The sequence below is a fragment of the Paucilactobacillus salsurae genome (genome assembly GCF_054784995.1).
In genome coordinates, this window is sequence record NZ_BAAHWX010000002.1 from 139,894 (window position 1) to 154,964 (window position 15,071).

Consider the following 15,071-nt stretch of genomic DNA (forward strand, 5'->3'; position numbering starts at 1 on the left):
GATATGAAGTGGTGAATAAGTTGAAAAAAAGGCTAATTATATTTGTAATAATTATTTTAATTTTATTATTCGGCGGGTTTCTTGGCGCTGGGTTATATTTTTATCATGTGGCGGTGGTTCCAAGCCAAAAACCTTTTTTAAGTAAACCAACCAAATTAACAAAGACAGATCCATTATATCAAGAAAAACGTTGGTTTTTGGATACTGATAAAAAACAGTGGCAAATGCGTTCTGCGACCGGCAATCTTAACTTGGTTGCCGATTACATTCCTGCTGCCGAAAAAACAAACAAAACAGCCATTGTGGCCCATGGTTTTATGCAGAGTAAAGCTAAAATGGGAGAATACGCCTTTTTATTTCATCATTTAGGCTATAATGTTTTGCTGCCGGATGCACGTGGTCATGGTCAAAGTGCCGGTCATTATATTGGTTATGGTTGGCCGGATCGTCTTGATTACCAAAAATGGATTAATAAGGTGATTCAAACAAATGGTAAAGACAGCAAAATTTTGATGTTTGGTGTCAGTATGGGTGGCGCAACGACAATGATGACCAGTGGCCAAAAACTGCCACCTCAAGTTAAAGCTTTTATTGAAGACTGCGGCTATACCAACGCAAAGGCAGAAATTAATTACCAAGCCGGCCAACTATATCATTTGCCGGTCTGGATCAGAGTGCCCATAGTAAATGAGGTCAGTGTTATCACAAAAATTCGTGCTGGTTATTATTTTGGTGAAGCAAGCTCAACTAAACAATTAGCACATAATCAGCGCCCCATGCTGTTTATTCATGGTAGTAATGATCATTTTGTCCCAACCAAAATGGTCTATGAAAATTATCATGCAACCAAGGGGCCTAAGCAGCTATGGATTGTTAAGGGAGCTGGCCATGCCAATTCATTTAAAACAAACCCAACAGGATATACGAAACATATTACTGAATTTGTCACGCATTATGTGAAGTAAAACTAGTCCATCATTTCTTGCATGTAGGCCATTTGATCAACAGAAACCTGTTCATTAAGTTGATTGGCTAACTCTTGCACGATGCTGCCAGCGGCGACTTGTTGTTGCACATAAGTGTATTCGCTTTGAAATGCTTGAATAAATAAAGCATTCGTGACATCACTGGAATATGTTTCGCGTTGTTCAAAGTGTTTTGTTCGTTGTTGATAACCTTGGCGCAAAAGATTAACTTCAGCCATGTTATCTTGGGTCTCAATTGTATCTAAATATTGAATTACTTCATCTTTAGCACCATTTAAAATTTGCAAGGTTGCCTGCTGACGATCTTGCCATTTTTGTTTCAGGGCTGGTGTTTGCTCGATTTTTTGTCGCATTGCCATATTCCGCTGATAAGCTTTTTTGCTAAATTTAAGTTTGAAACGGTGGATGAAAATTTTGAAGAAGTTGCGCCAACTGTGCTGTGCAGAGGAGCGTTGTAAAAAGCGATCATATAGTTTCAAGGCATCATCTGAAACGTCACCTTGTTCATTCAAAGCGGTAATGTAATCTTGTTCTATTTCTTGTGTTTTTTCAGTGAGCGCAATATATGTCTTGCGGTTAATTTGATGACTGGCTCCTGCCTGACTGGTTAAAGTGTTAACGACCAATTGTAGTTCACGCGAGTCTTGATTGTTTTGCCGCAGCAAATTAATGGCATAGTAGACCATGTCACTGATATGAGTGTCAAATTGTTCAGGCGTATAACTTCTTTGTTTCTTTGGCAATAACAGTGGTAGCAGGATGGTTGGTACTAACAAACTAATTAAAATCACCAACGCCGCAATAAAGATTAATTGTTTACGCAGTGCAAATGGAACACCATTAATCACTGTTGGAATGGAAAACGCCATCGCAAGTGTCATTGTACCGTGAATGCCGCTAATCGCAATTTGCCAGGCTTGTTGTGATGTGTTTTTGTGGTGCCGGTGTAATGGTGCTAGATTCAAGCGAATCCACAAATAGCGAAGGACAAATAGTAACACGTATAAAAAGAGGGCAATTAGAAAGCTAGTCCCAATTTCTGGCACGTTGATGTCTGAAAGAACAGTTGGTAATGTGGCACCTAACAGGACAAATACAAAGCCATTTAAAATATCAGATAAAATTGTCCAAGTCGTAGAAGTAACAATCTGTAGTTTGGTTGAAGTCAGACGAAGACGGTCATGTAAGATACTGTGCACTAATCCAGTTGCCACAACTGCCAAAATACCAGAAAGACCAAATCGTTCCGCAAACCAATAAACGGCCACTGGCGTCATGACATTAATGGGAACAACAATCGCACTAATATCCGCATGACTTTGCGTCAGGGTCATGCGCAATTTAATAATTAACATGCCCACAATTAAGCCAAAAATGATGCCACCAAAAAAGACTTTAACAAATGATAAAATACCAGAGGTTAGTGAAAAATTTCCTGACATGAAGGCACTCAATGCTAAATTAAACAGCACAATTCCAGAAGCATCGTTAAACAAAGATTCATGTTCCAGTGCCCCATTGACATCGTCAGGTAAAACGATATCTTTTGTAATTGAAGATACGGCGACTGAATCGGTTGGTGTCACGATGGCACCTAACATAAATGCAACTGGTAACGCTAAAAATGGCCAGACAGTATGTGCCAAGATGCCGACTAAACCAACGGTAATGACAGACAAGGTCACCGCTAATGATAGAGTGGTATTGAAGTGTTTGGTAATACTTTTGAAGGCTTGATTTTGCCCATCGTTAAACATTAGCGGAGCAATGATGGCAATCATAAAAATTTCTGGTTCAAAGGTAAAATGACTGTATTGCGGATCAAGTGACAATACTAAACCAGCAACAAGTTGATACAGTGATAATGGTATTTTGGGCCATACTAAGTAGAAAATATTAGCTGCCACCACGGCAATTAGTAATAAAATGATTGAAAAAAGGGTTGTCATTTGCAGTGCTCCATCGTTGTTATTTGTCGTCTATTGTACACTATTTCCGGTCGTTACCCACAAAATAAATCGCCCCGTTCATTATTGAACGGGGCGATTAATTATTTTAATAACCAAATTGGCAGTTGCACTACAATTAATGGAATAGTAAACAAAAGCCAGTCACCGGAGGTTAACGGTATTTTACGATAAAAACTCCGAGGTTGATCTTCCACAAAACCATGTGAAATCATGGCTTGAGCCAAGTTTTCCGACCAATGTAAGGCAACCAATATCGCCTTGAAGTAAAGTTGCGGTGACCAAAAACCCAAACGAACTCCGCGCATTAACGCGGCTTTTTGAATCGTCGTCACAGCAATGCGAATTTTTGGCACCATGTTAAACGCCGCTAACGTGCCATATGAAAATTTGGCGGGTAAATGCCAATTTTGCTCGAGTGACAATGCCAATGCTAACGGTTTAGTCGTCACTGTAAAGGTTGCGCCTACCAAGACATAAACATACATCCGTGTGAGTAAAACTAGGGCGAAATGTAAATCATGTCCAGGGCTAAAGTAATAAATTGTGATAAACAGGGCAATTGCAGGAAGTGCAGGGACAAGTAGGAGTAAAGCAATCGTTTTGAAAACTGGTTTTTTGATAAGTAAATACCCAAGACTGATGATAATTAAAATCAAGTTGGCGCTTAAACTGGCGGTAAAGGAAATCTCCAGCGATATTAATAAAATCAATAGTAGTTTTAAACTTGGATTCATGATAACGACTCCTGATAACGTAATTGCTGATTTTCAAAAACGACATGATAGTCAATAAAGCCTGCTAGGCCTGTCATTTGGTGACTGATTAAAATAATTGTTTGTTCAGTTGCTTTCCGAACCTGCAGAATTAATTGTAAAATGATCTGCACGGATTCAAGATCTAGTCCCTTTAAAGGTTCGTCCAATAACAAGATAGGTTGGCCACTGATTAACATTAATAAGATTTGTAGTTTCTTTTTCTGGCCCTCGCTAAGTGAATAGACAACCTGATCTAAATGCTGTGTCAGTTCAAGTTGGTCCAAAATTGTGGCTAATGATGTGGTGGTGAAAAATGAAGAATGAAGTTGTTGCATACTAAGGTCCAGTTCTTCTTGAACAGTAATTTTCAAAAATTGATCTTGGGCGTCTTGGAAAATTAGACCCACCTGGCGCGCATACTGTTTGGCCCTAATCTGGTGAATATTTTGATCACCATTTAGTAAAATGGTTCCCTGATAAGGCATGAGCTTTGTTAGCGCATAAAACAAGGTTGATTTACCAATACCGTTGGCGCCCGTAATCAGTGTGATTTTATTTTTAAAAAAAGCAAAGTTTTCTGCTGATAACAACTGTTGGTCTTGACGCATGAGACTAAAATTTGTCAGTTTCAACGCAATTTGTTCATTATCTAAATCAGGTAAAGACAATTGAATATCTTGCTGTGATTGCGCAAAATGTTGAAAAAGTGTGTTTGATTGTGAAGATGAGAGTTGTGTAATTTTTGCGTCTGTTTCATCCAATTGATAGACATGATCAATATAAGCATCATAACCGTGTAAATCGTGATCAGCAATGATGATGGTTTTTTGATATTGATCGCGTAAAATGGCCAACTTTTGTAGTAAAGATTCTCTCGCAACTGGATCAACACTGGCAAAAGGTTCATCAAGTAAGATAACTGGGCAATCCATGGCAACGATTAAAGCCAAGGCAACTTTTTGTTTTTCGCCGCCAGATAAACTCAGCAACTGACGATCCTTCAACTGTTCAATTTCACAAAATGCGAGTGCATGGTCAATTTTTTCATCCATTTGGGCTGGATCAGTTTGTAAATTTTCTAAAGCAAAGATCAATTCATTTTTGGGCGTATCCATCGTAAATTGCTGATTTGGATTTTGAAACATCAAGGCAAGTTGATGGGTCTTAAGCGCATCAGCCAATGGTTGACCAAAAATACTCATGGTACCGTTTTGAATGGTACCACCAAATTCAGGTAATAGGCCGGTTAAGATTTTTAGAAGCGTTGATTTACCACTGCCAGAAGGACCAACAAGCAATGAAAATTTAGCTTGCGGGAATTCAATCGAGACATCATTTAAAATCGATTTTGGTGACTGATATTGAAATGTTAAGTGTTCGATTTTAATGGTGGCCATAGTAACTAACTGCTCCTTATTGTCGACTTAAAACGCGACTTCTTTGTAATAGATTGGTGATTAACTTGACGAGAACACCACCAAAAATAAAAATGGAAATTAAACGAACGATAAATAACGTGATTAATAATGAAAAACTAAATTTAGCATAACCATTACGTGCCATATCCCAGGCAAATGTGATGATTGTCAAAAACAGAGTTGAAAGACTGATTGAAAACCAATTATAAACTTTATATCCGGTAAACGTAAAACCGAGTTCTGCGGCAATTCCTTGAACCGCACCAGAAATTAAGGTTGAAGCACCCCATTGACCGCCAAAAAACATTTCACCGACAGCCGCTAGGAATTCGCCTAAGAACCCAGCACCCGGAATCCGTAACAAAAAAGCAGCTAATGGACCAGCCATAATCCACAGGCCCATCATAATGTCATTTGCCATTGGTGCGTAGCCTAACGGTGTCAGGAACACAGTTAGGGCATCATAAATAAAATTTGTACCCATAAAAATTGCTCCAAAAGCGATACCGATTAAAGCAAGTAAGATAATGTCTCTAACTTGCCATTTGTTTCGTTTTGCCATGTGACATTCCTCCAAATAGTTGAATTATCACATTACTTTCTGAAGTAAAAAAGCATCTCTTCATGGCGAAGAGACGCTTTCAATTATTATTTCAACATAATAATCCCTTACGATCTCCCTTCGCTGGTACTAACCAGATCAGGTTCAATGGGTGTATCTCAGCCAAACGGCACCCCAGATGTAATATGATTCACTGTTAATATAAATTATTTTGCTCAAAAAAGCAACATGCTCAATAAAAAAGATTCGAGCATCAAGGCTCGAATCTTGTCGTATTAATGGTTTTTGAAAAGATTGGTTAAGTAATTCATGAAGACCATGAGATAACGATCTTTATCAACGTTGACAGCAACTTTAACGTTGGTAGTTGGATCGTTCAATCGTGCGTTATCACCAATTGTGCGTCCGTAATCATTTTCGTCGGATGTGACCTTCATGTTCATATCAATTGTTTGAACAAATGATGGATCAAGTGCAACACCAACTGCTAATGGATCATGAAGCGCACAACCTGTTTTATCAATATCGAGGTTATAGTAGGCATCAATGTAAAAATCAGTAATATCTGCATAGTTTTTACCAGCATCAGTAGCTAAGTTACGCCATACTGAAGTTTCAGCCTTAGTTAACAAAGTACGGAGTGTAACATCCAAACCAACCATTGTAATCTTCAAATTACTGCGCATTACCCGATCAGCAGCTTGTGGATCTTGGTTGATATTTGCTTCGGTATAAGGAGTGACATTTCCTTCAACAGTTAATGCCCCACCCATAAAGGTTACATTACCGATTAAATCAGCAATTTCTGGGTCTTTTGTCAACGCATCATCGAGGTTTGTCATTGGACCAGTTGGTACAATGATGAGATTTTCAGCATACTTGTGAGCTGCTTCGATGATGAAATCAACGGCATTTTGTGATTCAACTGGCCGTTTTGCTTTTGGTAGCTCAACTTCACCAATTCCGTTATTTCCATGGATGTCTTTACTTACTTGCATAACATCAAAATGATCAGTTGTACTTGAATGACTGTGGCCGATGAAGACAGGAACATCTGTCGCACCAAGTAGTTCTAACAATTTAAGACTGTTTTCAGCCGATTGTTCAACTAGGCAGTTACCATATGAGCTAGCAATACCAATTAAATCAACGTCGGGAGCTGTTAGTGCATAAGCAATTGCTAACGCATCATCAACACCAGTATCCAAATCGAGAATCATTTTCTTTGTAGCCATTAAATTACCTCCAATAATTGTTTGAAAGCCTTATCACACTTCTAATGATAGCGGACTCAATCGTAAAAGACAAACCCTAACAATTAATTTAGTGAAAAAAGAATATTTGTCACTTTGAACTAAATTATTGTAAGATAAATGCAATCGATTTTGACGAAAGGAATTAGAAAATGGCTAAAGAAATGTATGATGTGACCATTATTGGTGGAGGCCCAGCGGGGATGTTTGCTGGATTTTATGCTGGGTTACGAGAATTAAAGGCCCAATTAATTGAAAGTTTGCCACAGCTCGGTGGGCAAGTGAATGCACTGTACCCAGAAAAACGTATTTTAGATATTGCAGGAATTCCGGGTATTACAGGACAACAATTGACTGAACAGCTTGAACAACAAATGGCAGAAGCCCCAATTGATCTGTTTTTAAACCAAACAGTTGATGACGTTGAAAAAATAGATGATGGTTTTAAAATTACGACTAAAGAACGTGTGTCATACAGTAAAAAAATTATCATTGCATTGGGAAATGGCGCATTTACCCCGAGAAAATTGTCGGTTGAAGGGGCAGAACAATTTGAGAATAGTTCGCTATTTTATACCGTCAATCACAAGGCAGATTTTAAAGATCAAGAAGTTTTAATTGCCGGGGGTGGCGATTCTGCTATCGACATTGCGCTCATGCTTGAACCAATTGCTAAAAAAGTTCATTTGATGCACAGACGTGAAAACTTTCGGGCGCTCGAGCATAGTGTGTCACTATTGCAGCAATCAAGTGTCGAATTAGAAGTGCCGTATTTGCTAAAAGCAATGCAAAAAAATCAATCCGGTCAATTAGATTTAACCTTGAAAAAGGTGCGCTCCGAAGATGAGGAGAAGACTTTAACGGTGGATTCTGTGATTGTTAATTATGGATTCACCTCAAACAATAAAGCTTTAACAGCTTGGTCACTCGATTTTGAAGAAAATCGCCATGACATTGTGGTCGATTCTAAAATGGAAACGAGTGTTAAGGGCGTTTATGCGATTGGTGATGGGATTAGTTTTACGGGTAAAGTGAAATTAATTGCTTCCGCATTTGGTGAAGCCCCGACAGCGGTTAGTTCAGTGGTTGATGAACTGTATCCTGGTAAACGGGCGCCAGTTCGCAGTACATCACTAAAACTCAAAAATGAAAAATAATAATTCATAAATAAAAACTGCTGTTCAATTGAACGGCAGTTTTTTTGCTTAATTGAAATCAGAATGAGAAAAAACACGTGTGTTTTGCAATTTGTTGAAGAATGTGAGGTAAATCCATTCAAAACACTCTACCCACATATAAGCTAGTAAAATACTACCAACCGCATCAAGTGGGTATGCTCGTTTTAACTGTATTTGTGCAATAGTAACAAAAATAACCAGAAGCCACATTAGGCCAACAATTACCCAGCGTTTAAGTCGATTTTCTACGTAAGGCATGGCCGCAACGTAGATTAAAATCACAAGTAAGGACAAGGCAAAAACGTGATGGCTTGGAAAGGAGGCATGGGCGGCACCAGTATGACTTAATGGTTGAGCCCGATTAACAATTTTTCGCATAATTAAACCAACAATTTCGCCAGAAAAGTAGGTACATAAACACCAAAACGCAATAATTTTATGTTTGAAACCCCATAATAAAAACCAGAGAACTAGGATGTAGAAACCAACTAAAACAGGATTAACTAGAAACGAGACAAGGGTATTCAGCAGCGGGTGATTAAAGCTAAGACCGGTGACAAAATCCTGCAATAAGGAATCAAATAATGAAAAGATTGGCGAATTAGTGAGAATGAGGGACATCATAATAATTAAAATTAACACGGCCGTAATAATATTGAGCAACCGATCGCGACTAGGTACGATATACATGTTTGGATCCTCTTTTAATAATTTTTGAATAATAGGATTATTATTGCATATTCATATTCAAATGAAAATAAGCTGGCTGAAATAATGGAGAAATTTAAAATTTTATTTACTAGTGCTTCAGCAAGTATAATGGTAATTGACAACAAAAAAACCGTTCGAATCGCGAACGGTTTTTAAAACGAGTATAAAATTTAATTCTTGTTATTCTCATCAGGATTGGTGATCTTAATGCGGTTAGAGTCCGTCTTCGAATGATCAAGTTCTGGTGCGTCTGTTGAATAATCATTTTCAGTGCTCTTATTACCCTTCTTCGAATATAAGCTGGTTGATTTACCCTTCAATTGTTTTTCAATATCAATTGCCTGATCAAGGCCATTAGCGTAGTTGTACTTGCTTGGGTCAACTTTTTTAAATCCTTTAGGGTGATAGAAACGCAACAGATTTTTGGTGTTAAGTGAATCCGAAAGATCCAATTCGGTGGCAACCTTTTTGTTATCCGCAGCAATTTGTTTTTTAATCTTACCAGTTGGTGTGATTTTTTTACCAGTTTTATTGCTGTAAATCACGTCGGAAATGCTAGTGTAATCTGGTGTGACAAAATCACGATTTCTAAAAGCCACTACCTGATCGTGTTGGCTGGAGAACAGATCAGTACCAAATTGAATGTAGCGTTTAGAACTAATTCCCAATAAGTGCATTAAGGTTGGTAAGACATCAATTTCACCACCGTAAGTTTTAGAAATACCACCGTGATTACCAGAATTTGGAATCAAGAACATTAATGGTACTCGTTGTAATTGAGCATCATCATAATCAGTCCATGTATCAGCAGATTTACCCAATACAGAAGCTAATTTTGGATTTTCAGAATCGGAAATACCATAGTGATCGCCATAAATGACAAACATTGAATTATCGTATAATCCGGCTTTTTTCAAGTAGTCAAAGAATTCTTGCAGAGACTGATCCAAATAGTGGGCAGTCAAGAAATAGTTATCAACACTTTGGGTGCCGGTATCGACAGTTTTGAAATTAGGATCCGCATCTTCTTCATCAAGATCATACGGGAAATGATTAGTAACGGTGATGTATTTGGCATAAAACGGCTGTTGCAATCTTTGTAAATATTTGATGGAATCGTTGAACAGAAGTTTATCTTTTAAACCATAACCTGTTGATTTATCTCCAGAAGTATCGTAGTAACTGGCATCAAAGAAATATTGATAACCTAAATTTTTATAGACATTATTACGGTTCCAGAAACTGGCAACATTGCCATGGAAAACCGCACTCGAATAACCGGCCCGCTGATTCAAAATGGCAGGGGCAGCTTGGAACGTATTATCATTACCAAGAGTGGCAAACAATGATCCTTGGGAAAGACCATAAGTACTGGTTTCCAGCATATTTTCAGCGTCACTCGTTTTTCCCTGGCCAACTTGATGAAAGAAGTTGCTAAAAGCATACGTGTTTGATCCATGATAAATTGAATTTAAAAATGGTGTTACCTCTTGGCCATTAATCTTTTTATCAATTAAAAATTGTTGGAAACTTTCAAGATGGATTACAAAGACATTTCGGCCTTTCGCAATTCCATACATACTCTTATTAGGTTTAGCATAATGTTTATCGGTAAACTTTTTAACCGATTTCAGTTCGGATTTAGTAGCTGTTGCCCGTAAATTATCTGTATGTTGTGATTTGATGGCATCATAGACTGTAAAAGAATCCAAGCCTAAATACTTAACAATATAGGTTCGATCAAAGGTTCTAGTTAGCAGTTGTGGTCGGTCCATTTCACCTAGTGATAAGTTAACACCGAATAAGACGACCGCTAATGAAGTGATGGAAAAGGCCATGCGATGATTGATACCGCGTGGATCGAATTTTATTTTGCGAAACAGCATCAGTAACGCGATGACAACAATATCTATCCAGAAAAACGCATCATGAAAATTTGTCAAGGCCCACGAACTACCACTCAAACCTTGATTAACTTTCGAATAACCAGACATAGTGGCAACAGTCATAAAATCAGTAAATTCACGAAAGTAAATTACATTTAAATAGAGTAAAACAGTATTACCAATGTAAAGGCCCCCTAAAACGGGGTAAAAAAAGCGCGATCTTTTAAAATAAAAAGCGATACCAAGCAAAAAAATCGTGGTTGCCAATGGATTAATGAATAAAATAACGTATTGAAAGAAACTCGTTACGCCCAGGCGAAAATCCATAAAATAAGCAAAAATAGTTTTTAGCCAAAATAAAAACACCAAAACGGTAAATAATCCCATTCTAGTATTCATCATTGCGCTAAGTCTTTTCATAGTGGTTCCTCACAGTCTGGATAAAAATCAAATTTAAAAATCATCTATGTAGTTTCAAATATCAATATTCTATCATAATTATTGGTTTTTGATTGAACTTCAACCAAGAATAATTAAATGTTAAACAATCAGAACTTGAATAGTTTATAATCAAAAATAGCTAAAGGTTATCTCTCATTATAAAAAGGAGTCGATAATATGACAAAATTAAATATTTATATGGTGCGTCATGGGCAAACGTATTACAACATTTATAACAAATTACAAGGTTGGAGCAATTCACCTTTAACTCAAAAAGGAATCGATGATGCTAAAAAAGCCGGTGAACGGCTAGCTAAGCTTCATTTTGATGCAGCTTATTGCAGCGATACAACGCGGGCGATGGAAACTGCTCAGATGATTTTAGATGCTAATCAAAGCGCTTCAGTAGCCCAACCAATTGTCAAAATGAATTTTCGTGAAGAATTTTACGGCTACTATGAAGGTAACAATATGGATGAGACTTGGTATGTGGCAGGAGCCCCACATGGTCTTAAAACATTTAAAGACATCGTCAATAAATACTCAATTGCTAAGGCAAAAGACTTCTTAAAAGAAGCAGATCCGTTTCATGACGCGGAAAATGATGCAGAATATTGGCAGCGATTAGAAAAAGGATTTGACCTTATTCGGTCAAATCCCCAGTTAAAAGATAATGATAATGTATTATTAGTCAGTCACGGTAATACGGTGCTCAGTATGATGGAAAAATATGGTCAAGGCAAATACGATTTGACGGTTCGACCAGCCAACGGCAGCGTCACTAAACTTGTCTTAACATCAGACAATATTGAAGTCGAATATTATAATCAAACTGACTAATCAAATGTTGGAATTTTAGCTTCAATTTCAGCCCGTTTAGGTTCAATCCACGGTGGCAAGGAGATTTTTTTGCCCAGTTGATCTAAAGGCTCGTCTCTCGTAAAGCCAGGACCCATGGTTGCCAGTTCAAGGCGATTATCCCCGGGATCTTTTACGTAGATACTCTTAAACCAAAAACGATCGCGATACATTTCAAGGTGGTAGCCTTGTGTTTTGGCTAATTCCCAATAATCGAGCAATTGGTCTTCATTTTCAGCACTTAATGCTAGATGATCAGTACTTCCGCGACCAAAGCGAGTACGTGTCGTTGGTTGATCTGTCTGACGTAACTGAATAAATTGATCTGTGGCTAACGAAATACGGTGATTTGCGTCGGCGGTGAGACCAAGCCAGTCATGATAGAAAGCTTCAGTTGCTGGTAAATCAGGCACTACCCACGTATTACCAAGAATATGGACAATTTGATTTTTGGCTGGAACAGGTGAGTCTGGATTAATTTGCGCCTCTGAAAGTGATTGTTCTGTTTCTTGCATGACAAGATTGAACTGATCAGAATCTGTAAAGATCAGTTGTTGATCGGTTCGTTGAACAGCGACATCATGATCGGTTAACCAGTTAGCCCACCAGTCAAGTGACCCCTTGGGAATACCAAGGTATGCGCCATCAATATGGTGGTTGCCATCAGTTCGTTTGCCCAAAAAGGGGACCACAAAAAAGGTTAAAACGCTTCCGGGAGAAGCGGTGTAGTCACCATAAAATAAATGTTGGAGACTAAAATTTTCTTGATTAACAGTATTTTTAACTAAACGGAGTCCTAAAACTTTGGTGTAAAAATCAAAGTTTTTTTGTGCATCTGCCGCAAGCATCGAAATATGATGAATCTGCATAGTTTCACATCCAGTCTATAAATTTAACTGTAGTATAGTTTAACAGACGACTTGTTGCACGAAAAATGTTTTTTGGTGGTAAAATACCACTATCATATTTTTAAAATGACAGAAGGTGCTTAGATGGAAATCAAGGAGACAGCAAACATTAACAGCGAAATTTATCATGACGCTTTTCAAATAAGAGAAGCTGTCTTTATTAAAGAACAGCATGTCCCTGCAGAATTGGAACAAGACGCATTTGAAGCGAAAACAACCCATTTTGTCGGGTATGACAGTCACGTGCCGGTGACGACTCTACGAATCCTTAAACAAGCTGATTCTTGGAAAATCCAAAGAGTTGCCACCCAAAAACAAGCACGTGGCCATGGGTATGCAAAGCAATTATTAGAACATATTATTGCGTTAGCTAAGCAAGATAAGTTGGCTAAAAAGCTAATATTGGATGGCCAATTAACTGCTATTCCGTTTTACGAAAAATTGGGATTTAAAATACAAGGCGAGACGTTTGAAGAGGCCGGAATTTTACATAAACATATGTCACTGAACTTAAATTAATCACAAGGGGAATTATCATGGGACTACCAAATCCAGCACATTTCATTGATACTGAATTTCTGCAATTTCGCATTGGTGAACTTAGTAAAATGGCTAACGTTTCTGCTCGTCAGCTGCGTTATTGGGAACAAAAAAAATTTATCAAATCTAATGAACGAGTTAATAATAAGGGACCCCGGGTCTATAGCTTTGTGACTTATGTCCAGGTGCGGTTAATGAAACGTTTTTTGGATACCGGTTATACCTTACAGGCAGCTTACGAGAAAAGTATGGATACTTTAAATGAGGCCAAATTTGTTCATCAGTTCATCAAAAAATCCTTTCAAGGCGTTAAAGAAATCAATGGTCAAAAGGCTATCGATTTGGGATATTTTGATGCTGCTAAAACAAAACGACTGTTTGGCTTTCAAAATGAAGAAGGGGCCTACTACCAAGTCATCGACGATTTTAACGAAAATTTAGATTAAAAACTTTTTAATTGTTTTTTAATGTGCTAGAATTAAAACCAATTTCAAAAAAAGTGAGGTTTTTACTGTGAGTGAATACAATGTAGCTATTGTTGGTGCAACTGGCGCGGTTGGTACGCGCATGATTAAAATGGTCGAAGAGTCAAGCTTGAATGTCAAATCTGTTAAGATGTTGGCTTCTAAACACTCTGCCGGCACCAAAGTCAAATACAATGGCAAAGATATCACAGTTGAAGAAACCACTCCGGATTCTTTTGAAGGCATTGATTTAGCCTTATTTTCAGCTGGTGGATCTGTCTCTAAGAAATTTGCCCCAGAAGCCATTAAACGTGGCGCTGTCGTTGTTGATAATACTTCTGCATTTCGGATGGATCCAGAAGTGCCATTAGTGGTGCCCGAGGTTAACCCGGAAGCTTTAAAAAATCATAACGGCTTAATTGCCAACCCTAACTGTTCAACGATTCAAATGGTGATGGCCTTAGAGCCAATTCGCGCACGTTATGGATTGAAACGCGTTGTCGTTACCACTTTGCAAGCAGTTAGTGGTGCTGGTAATCGTGCGATTCAAGAAACTCTGGATGAAAGTCGCGCTTATCTTGATGGCAAGTCATATACACCAGAAGTTATGCCTGTAAAGGGTGACAAAAAGCATTATCAACAAGCATTCAATGTGTTACCACAAATTGACGTTTTCGAAGAAGACGGGTATACACACGAAGAATGGAAAATGATTCATGAAACCAAAAAGATTATGTGCAATGGCGATATGAATAGTGAAGATATTCAAGTGACTGCCACTTGTTCACGTGTTCCAGTGCCAATTGCGCATAGTGAATCTGTTTATTTTGAAGTTCAAGATAAAGATGCTAATGTGCCAGGTATTCGAGAGGCCATCAGTCAATTTGACGGGGATGTTTTAGAAGATGATCCTGATCATCAAATCTACCCACAACCAATTAATGCGGTGGGCAAGAAGGAAACATTTATCGGTCGCATTCGTCCTGACCAAGAAAACAAAGGCGCATTCCATCTTTGGAATGTTTCAGATAATTTATTAAAGGGTGCCGCATGGAATTCGGTCGAAATTGCTGAGTATCTCGACAAAATGGATTTATTACGTGTTCCAAAGTAAGTAAATTAAAAAGCAAAATCGTTAAAT

Annotated in this window: 14 protein-coding genes and 1 riboswitch; of the genes, 6 read left to right on the plus strand and 8 right to left on the minus strand. The window is 38.0% G+C overall.

Going from position 1 to position 15,071, the window contains the following annotated elements:
- The first annotated feature begins 11 nt into the window (after window positions 1-11).
- The gene (locus ACYVQZ_RS02670) at window positions 12-965 is read left to right on the plus strand and encodes an alpha/beta hydrolase (protein WP_461239849.1); all 954 of its coding nucleotides are present in this window, start codon (window positions 12-14) and stop codon (window positions 963-965) included.
- A gap of 2 nt (window positions 966-967) precedes the next feature.
- Here the strand turns inward: ACYVQZ_RS02670 and ACYVQZ_RS02675 are convergent, their stop codons facing one another.
- The 5 genes from ACYVQZ_RS02675 to ACYVQZ_RS02695 form a co-directional block, all read right to left on the minus strand.
- On the minus strand, window positions 968-2,935 hold the full coding sequence (locus tag ACYVQZ_RS02675) for a cation:proton antiporter (RefSeq protein ID WP_461239850.1): 1,968 nt from the start codon (window positions 2,933-2,935) through the stop codon (window positions 968-970).
- 101 nt (window positions 2,936-3,036) lie between these two features.
- Window positions 3,037-3,690, minus strand: coding sequence for an energy-coupling factor transporter transmembrane component T family protein (locus ACYVQZ_RS02680; protein WP_461239851.1), 654 nt, complete (start codon window positions 3,688-3,690; stop codon window positions 3,037-3,039).
- Window positions 3,687-5,108 (minus strand): ABC transporter ATP-binding protein, encoded by a 1,422-nt coding sequence (locus ACYVQZ_RS02685; protein WP_461239852.1) that lies wholly within the window; start codon window positions 5,106-5,108, stop codon window positions 3,687-3,689. Before ACYVQZ_RS02685 ends, ACYVQZ_RS02680 begins: the two co-directional genes overlap by 4 nt.
- A gap of 16 nt (window positions 5,109-5,124) precedes the next feature.
- Entirely contained in the window at window positions 5,125-5,691 is a 567-nt protein-coding gene (locus ACYVQZ_RS02690; RefSeq protein WP_461239853.1) for an ECF transporter S component, read from the minus strand.
- 98 nt (window positions 5,692-5,789) lie between these two features.
- Window positions 5,790-5,878, minus strand: a riboswitch (TPP riboswitch).
- 88 nt (window positions 5,879-5,966) lie between these two features.
- Complete coding sequence (locus ACYVQZ_RS02695; RefSeq protein WP_461239854.1) at window positions 5,967-6,926, minus strand: nucleoside hydrolase; 960 nt, start codon at window positions 6,924-6,926, stop codon at window positions 5,967-5,969.
- A gap of 170 nt (window positions 6,927-7,096) precedes the next feature.
- Here ACYVQZ_RS02695 and ACYVQZ_RS02700 point away from each other — a divergent pair, with 170 nt between their 5' ends.
- Complete coding sequence (locus ACYVQZ_RS02700) at window positions 7,097-8,101, plus strand: NAD(P)/FAD-dependent oxidoreductase (protein WP_461239855.1); 1,005 nt, start codon at window positions 7,097-7,099, stop codon at window positions 8,099-8,101.
- A gap of 48 nt (window positions 8,102-8,149) precedes the next feature.
- Here ACYVQZ_RS02700 and ACYVQZ_RS02705 read toward each other — a convergent pair whose 3' ends face one another.
- Together ACYVQZ_RS02705 and ACYVQZ_RS02710 are read right to left on the minus strand one after the other, a co-directional pair.
- Entirely contained in the window at window positions 8,150-8,812 is a 663-nt protein-coding gene (locus tag ACYVQZ_RS02705) for a phosphatase PAP2 family protein (protein ID WP_461239856.1), read from the minus strand.
- Between the two features lie 191 nt (window positions 8,813-9,003).
- A complete protein-coding gene (locus ACYVQZ_RS02710) occupies window positions 9,004-11,139 on the minus strand; it encodes an LTA synthase family protein (protein WP_461239857.1) in 2,136 nt (711 codons plus the stop codon).
- Between the two features lie 198 nt (window positions 11,140-11,337).
- On the opposite strand from ACYVQZ_RS02710, the gene ACYVQZ_RS02715 reads away from it, so the two are divergent.
- Window positions 11,338-12,000: a histidine phosphatase family protein gene (locus ACYVQZ_RS02715; protein ID WP_461239858.1), complete on the plus strand. Its 663-nt coding sequence runs from the start codon at window positions 11,338-11,340 to the stop codon at window positions 11,998-12,000.
- Here the strand turns inward: ACYVQZ_RS02715 and ACYVQZ_RS02720 are convergent.
- Window positions 11,997-12,887: a VOC family protein gene (locus ACYVQZ_RS02720; protein ID WP_461239859.1), complete on the minus strand. Its 891-nt coding sequence runs from the start codon at window positions 12,885-12,887 to the stop codon at window positions 11,997-11,999. The genes ACYVQZ_RS02715 and ACYVQZ_RS02720 overlap by 4 nt on opposite strands.
- Window positions 12,888-13,010: 123 nt before the next feature.
- On the opposite strand from ACYVQZ_RS02720, the gene ACYVQZ_RS02725 reads away from it, so the two are divergent.
- The 3 genes from ACYVQZ_RS02725 (at window position 13,011) to ACYVQZ_RS02735 (ending at window position 15,044) form a co-directional block, all read left to right on the plus strand.
- Window positions 13,011-13,445 carry a GNAT family N-acetyltransferase gene (locus ACYVQZ_RS02725; RefSeq protein WP_461239860.1) on the plus strand — a complete coding sequence of 145 codons (435 nt, stop codon included), beginning with the start codon at window positions 13,011-13,013 and terminating at the stop codon, window positions 13,443-13,445.
- Between the two features lie 17 nt (window positions 13,446-13,462).
- Complete coding sequence (locus ACYVQZ_RS02730) at window positions 13,463-13,912, plus strand: MerR family transcriptional regulator (protein WP_461239861.1); 450 nt, start codon at window positions 13,463-13,465, stop codon at window positions 13,910-13,912.
- Between the two features lie 67 nt (window positions 13,913-13,979).
- Window positions 13,980-15,044, plus strand: coding sequence for an aspartate-semialdehyde dehydrogenase (locus ACYVQZ_RS02735; RefSeq protein ID WP_461239862.1), 1,065 nt, complete (start codon window positions 13,980-13,982; stop codon window positions 15,042-15,044).
- Window positions 15,045-15,071 lie beyond the last annotated feature (27 nt).

Excerpts from the sequence above, each read along its gene's own strand:
- ACYVQZ_RS02675 (WP_461239850.1), bottom strand. The coding sequence starts at position 2,935 with ATGACAACCCTTTTTTCAATCATTTTATTACTAATTGCCGTGGTGGCA.
- ACYVQZ_RS02695 (WP_461239854.1), bottom strand. The coding sequence starts at position 6,926 with ATGGCTACAAAGAAAATGATTCTCGATTTGGATACTGGTGTTGATGAT.
- ACYVQZ_RS02710 (WP_461239857.1), bottom strand. The coding sequence starts at position 11,139 with ATGAAAAGACTTAGCGCAATGATGAATACTAGAATGGGATTATTTACC.
- ACYVQZ_RS02715 (WP_461239858.1), top strand. The coding sequence starts at position 11,338 with ATGACAAAATTAAATATTTATATGGTGCGTCATGGGCAAACGTATTAC.
- ACYVQZ_RS02720 (WP_461239859.1), bottom strand. The coding sequence starts at position 12,887 with ATGCAGATTCATCATATTTCGATGCTTGCGGCAGATGCACAAAAAAAC.
- ACYVQZ_RS02725 (WP_461239860.1), top strand. The coding sequence starts at position 13,011 with ATGGAAATCAAGGAGACAGCAAACATTAACAGCGAAATTTATCATGAC.
- ACYVQZ_RS02685 (WP_461239852.1), bottom strand. The coding sequence starts at position 5,108 with ATGGCCACCATTAAAATCGAACACTTAACATTTCAATATCAGTCACCA.
- ACYVQZ_RS02690 (WP_461239853.1), bottom strand. The coding sequence starts at position 5,691 with ATGGCAAAACGAAACAAATGGCAAGTTAGAGACATTATCTTACTTGCT.
- ACYVQZ_RS02730 (WP_461239861.1), top strand. The coding sequence starts at position 13,463 with ATGGGACTACCAAATCCAGCACATTTCATTGATACTGAATTTCTGCAA.
- ACYVQZ_RS02680 (WP_461239851.1), bottom strand. The coding sequence starts at position 3,690 with ATGAATCCAAGTTTAAAACTACTATTGATTTTATTAATATCGCTGGAG.
- ACYVQZ_RS02705 (WP_461239856.1), bottom strand. The coding sequence starts at position 8,812 with ATGTATATCGTACCTAGTCGCGATCGGTTGCTCAATATTATTACGGCC.
- ACYVQZ_RS02700 (WP_461239855.1), top strand. The coding sequence starts at position 7,097 with ATGGCTAAAGAAATGTATGATGTGACCATTATTGGTGGAGGCCCAGCG.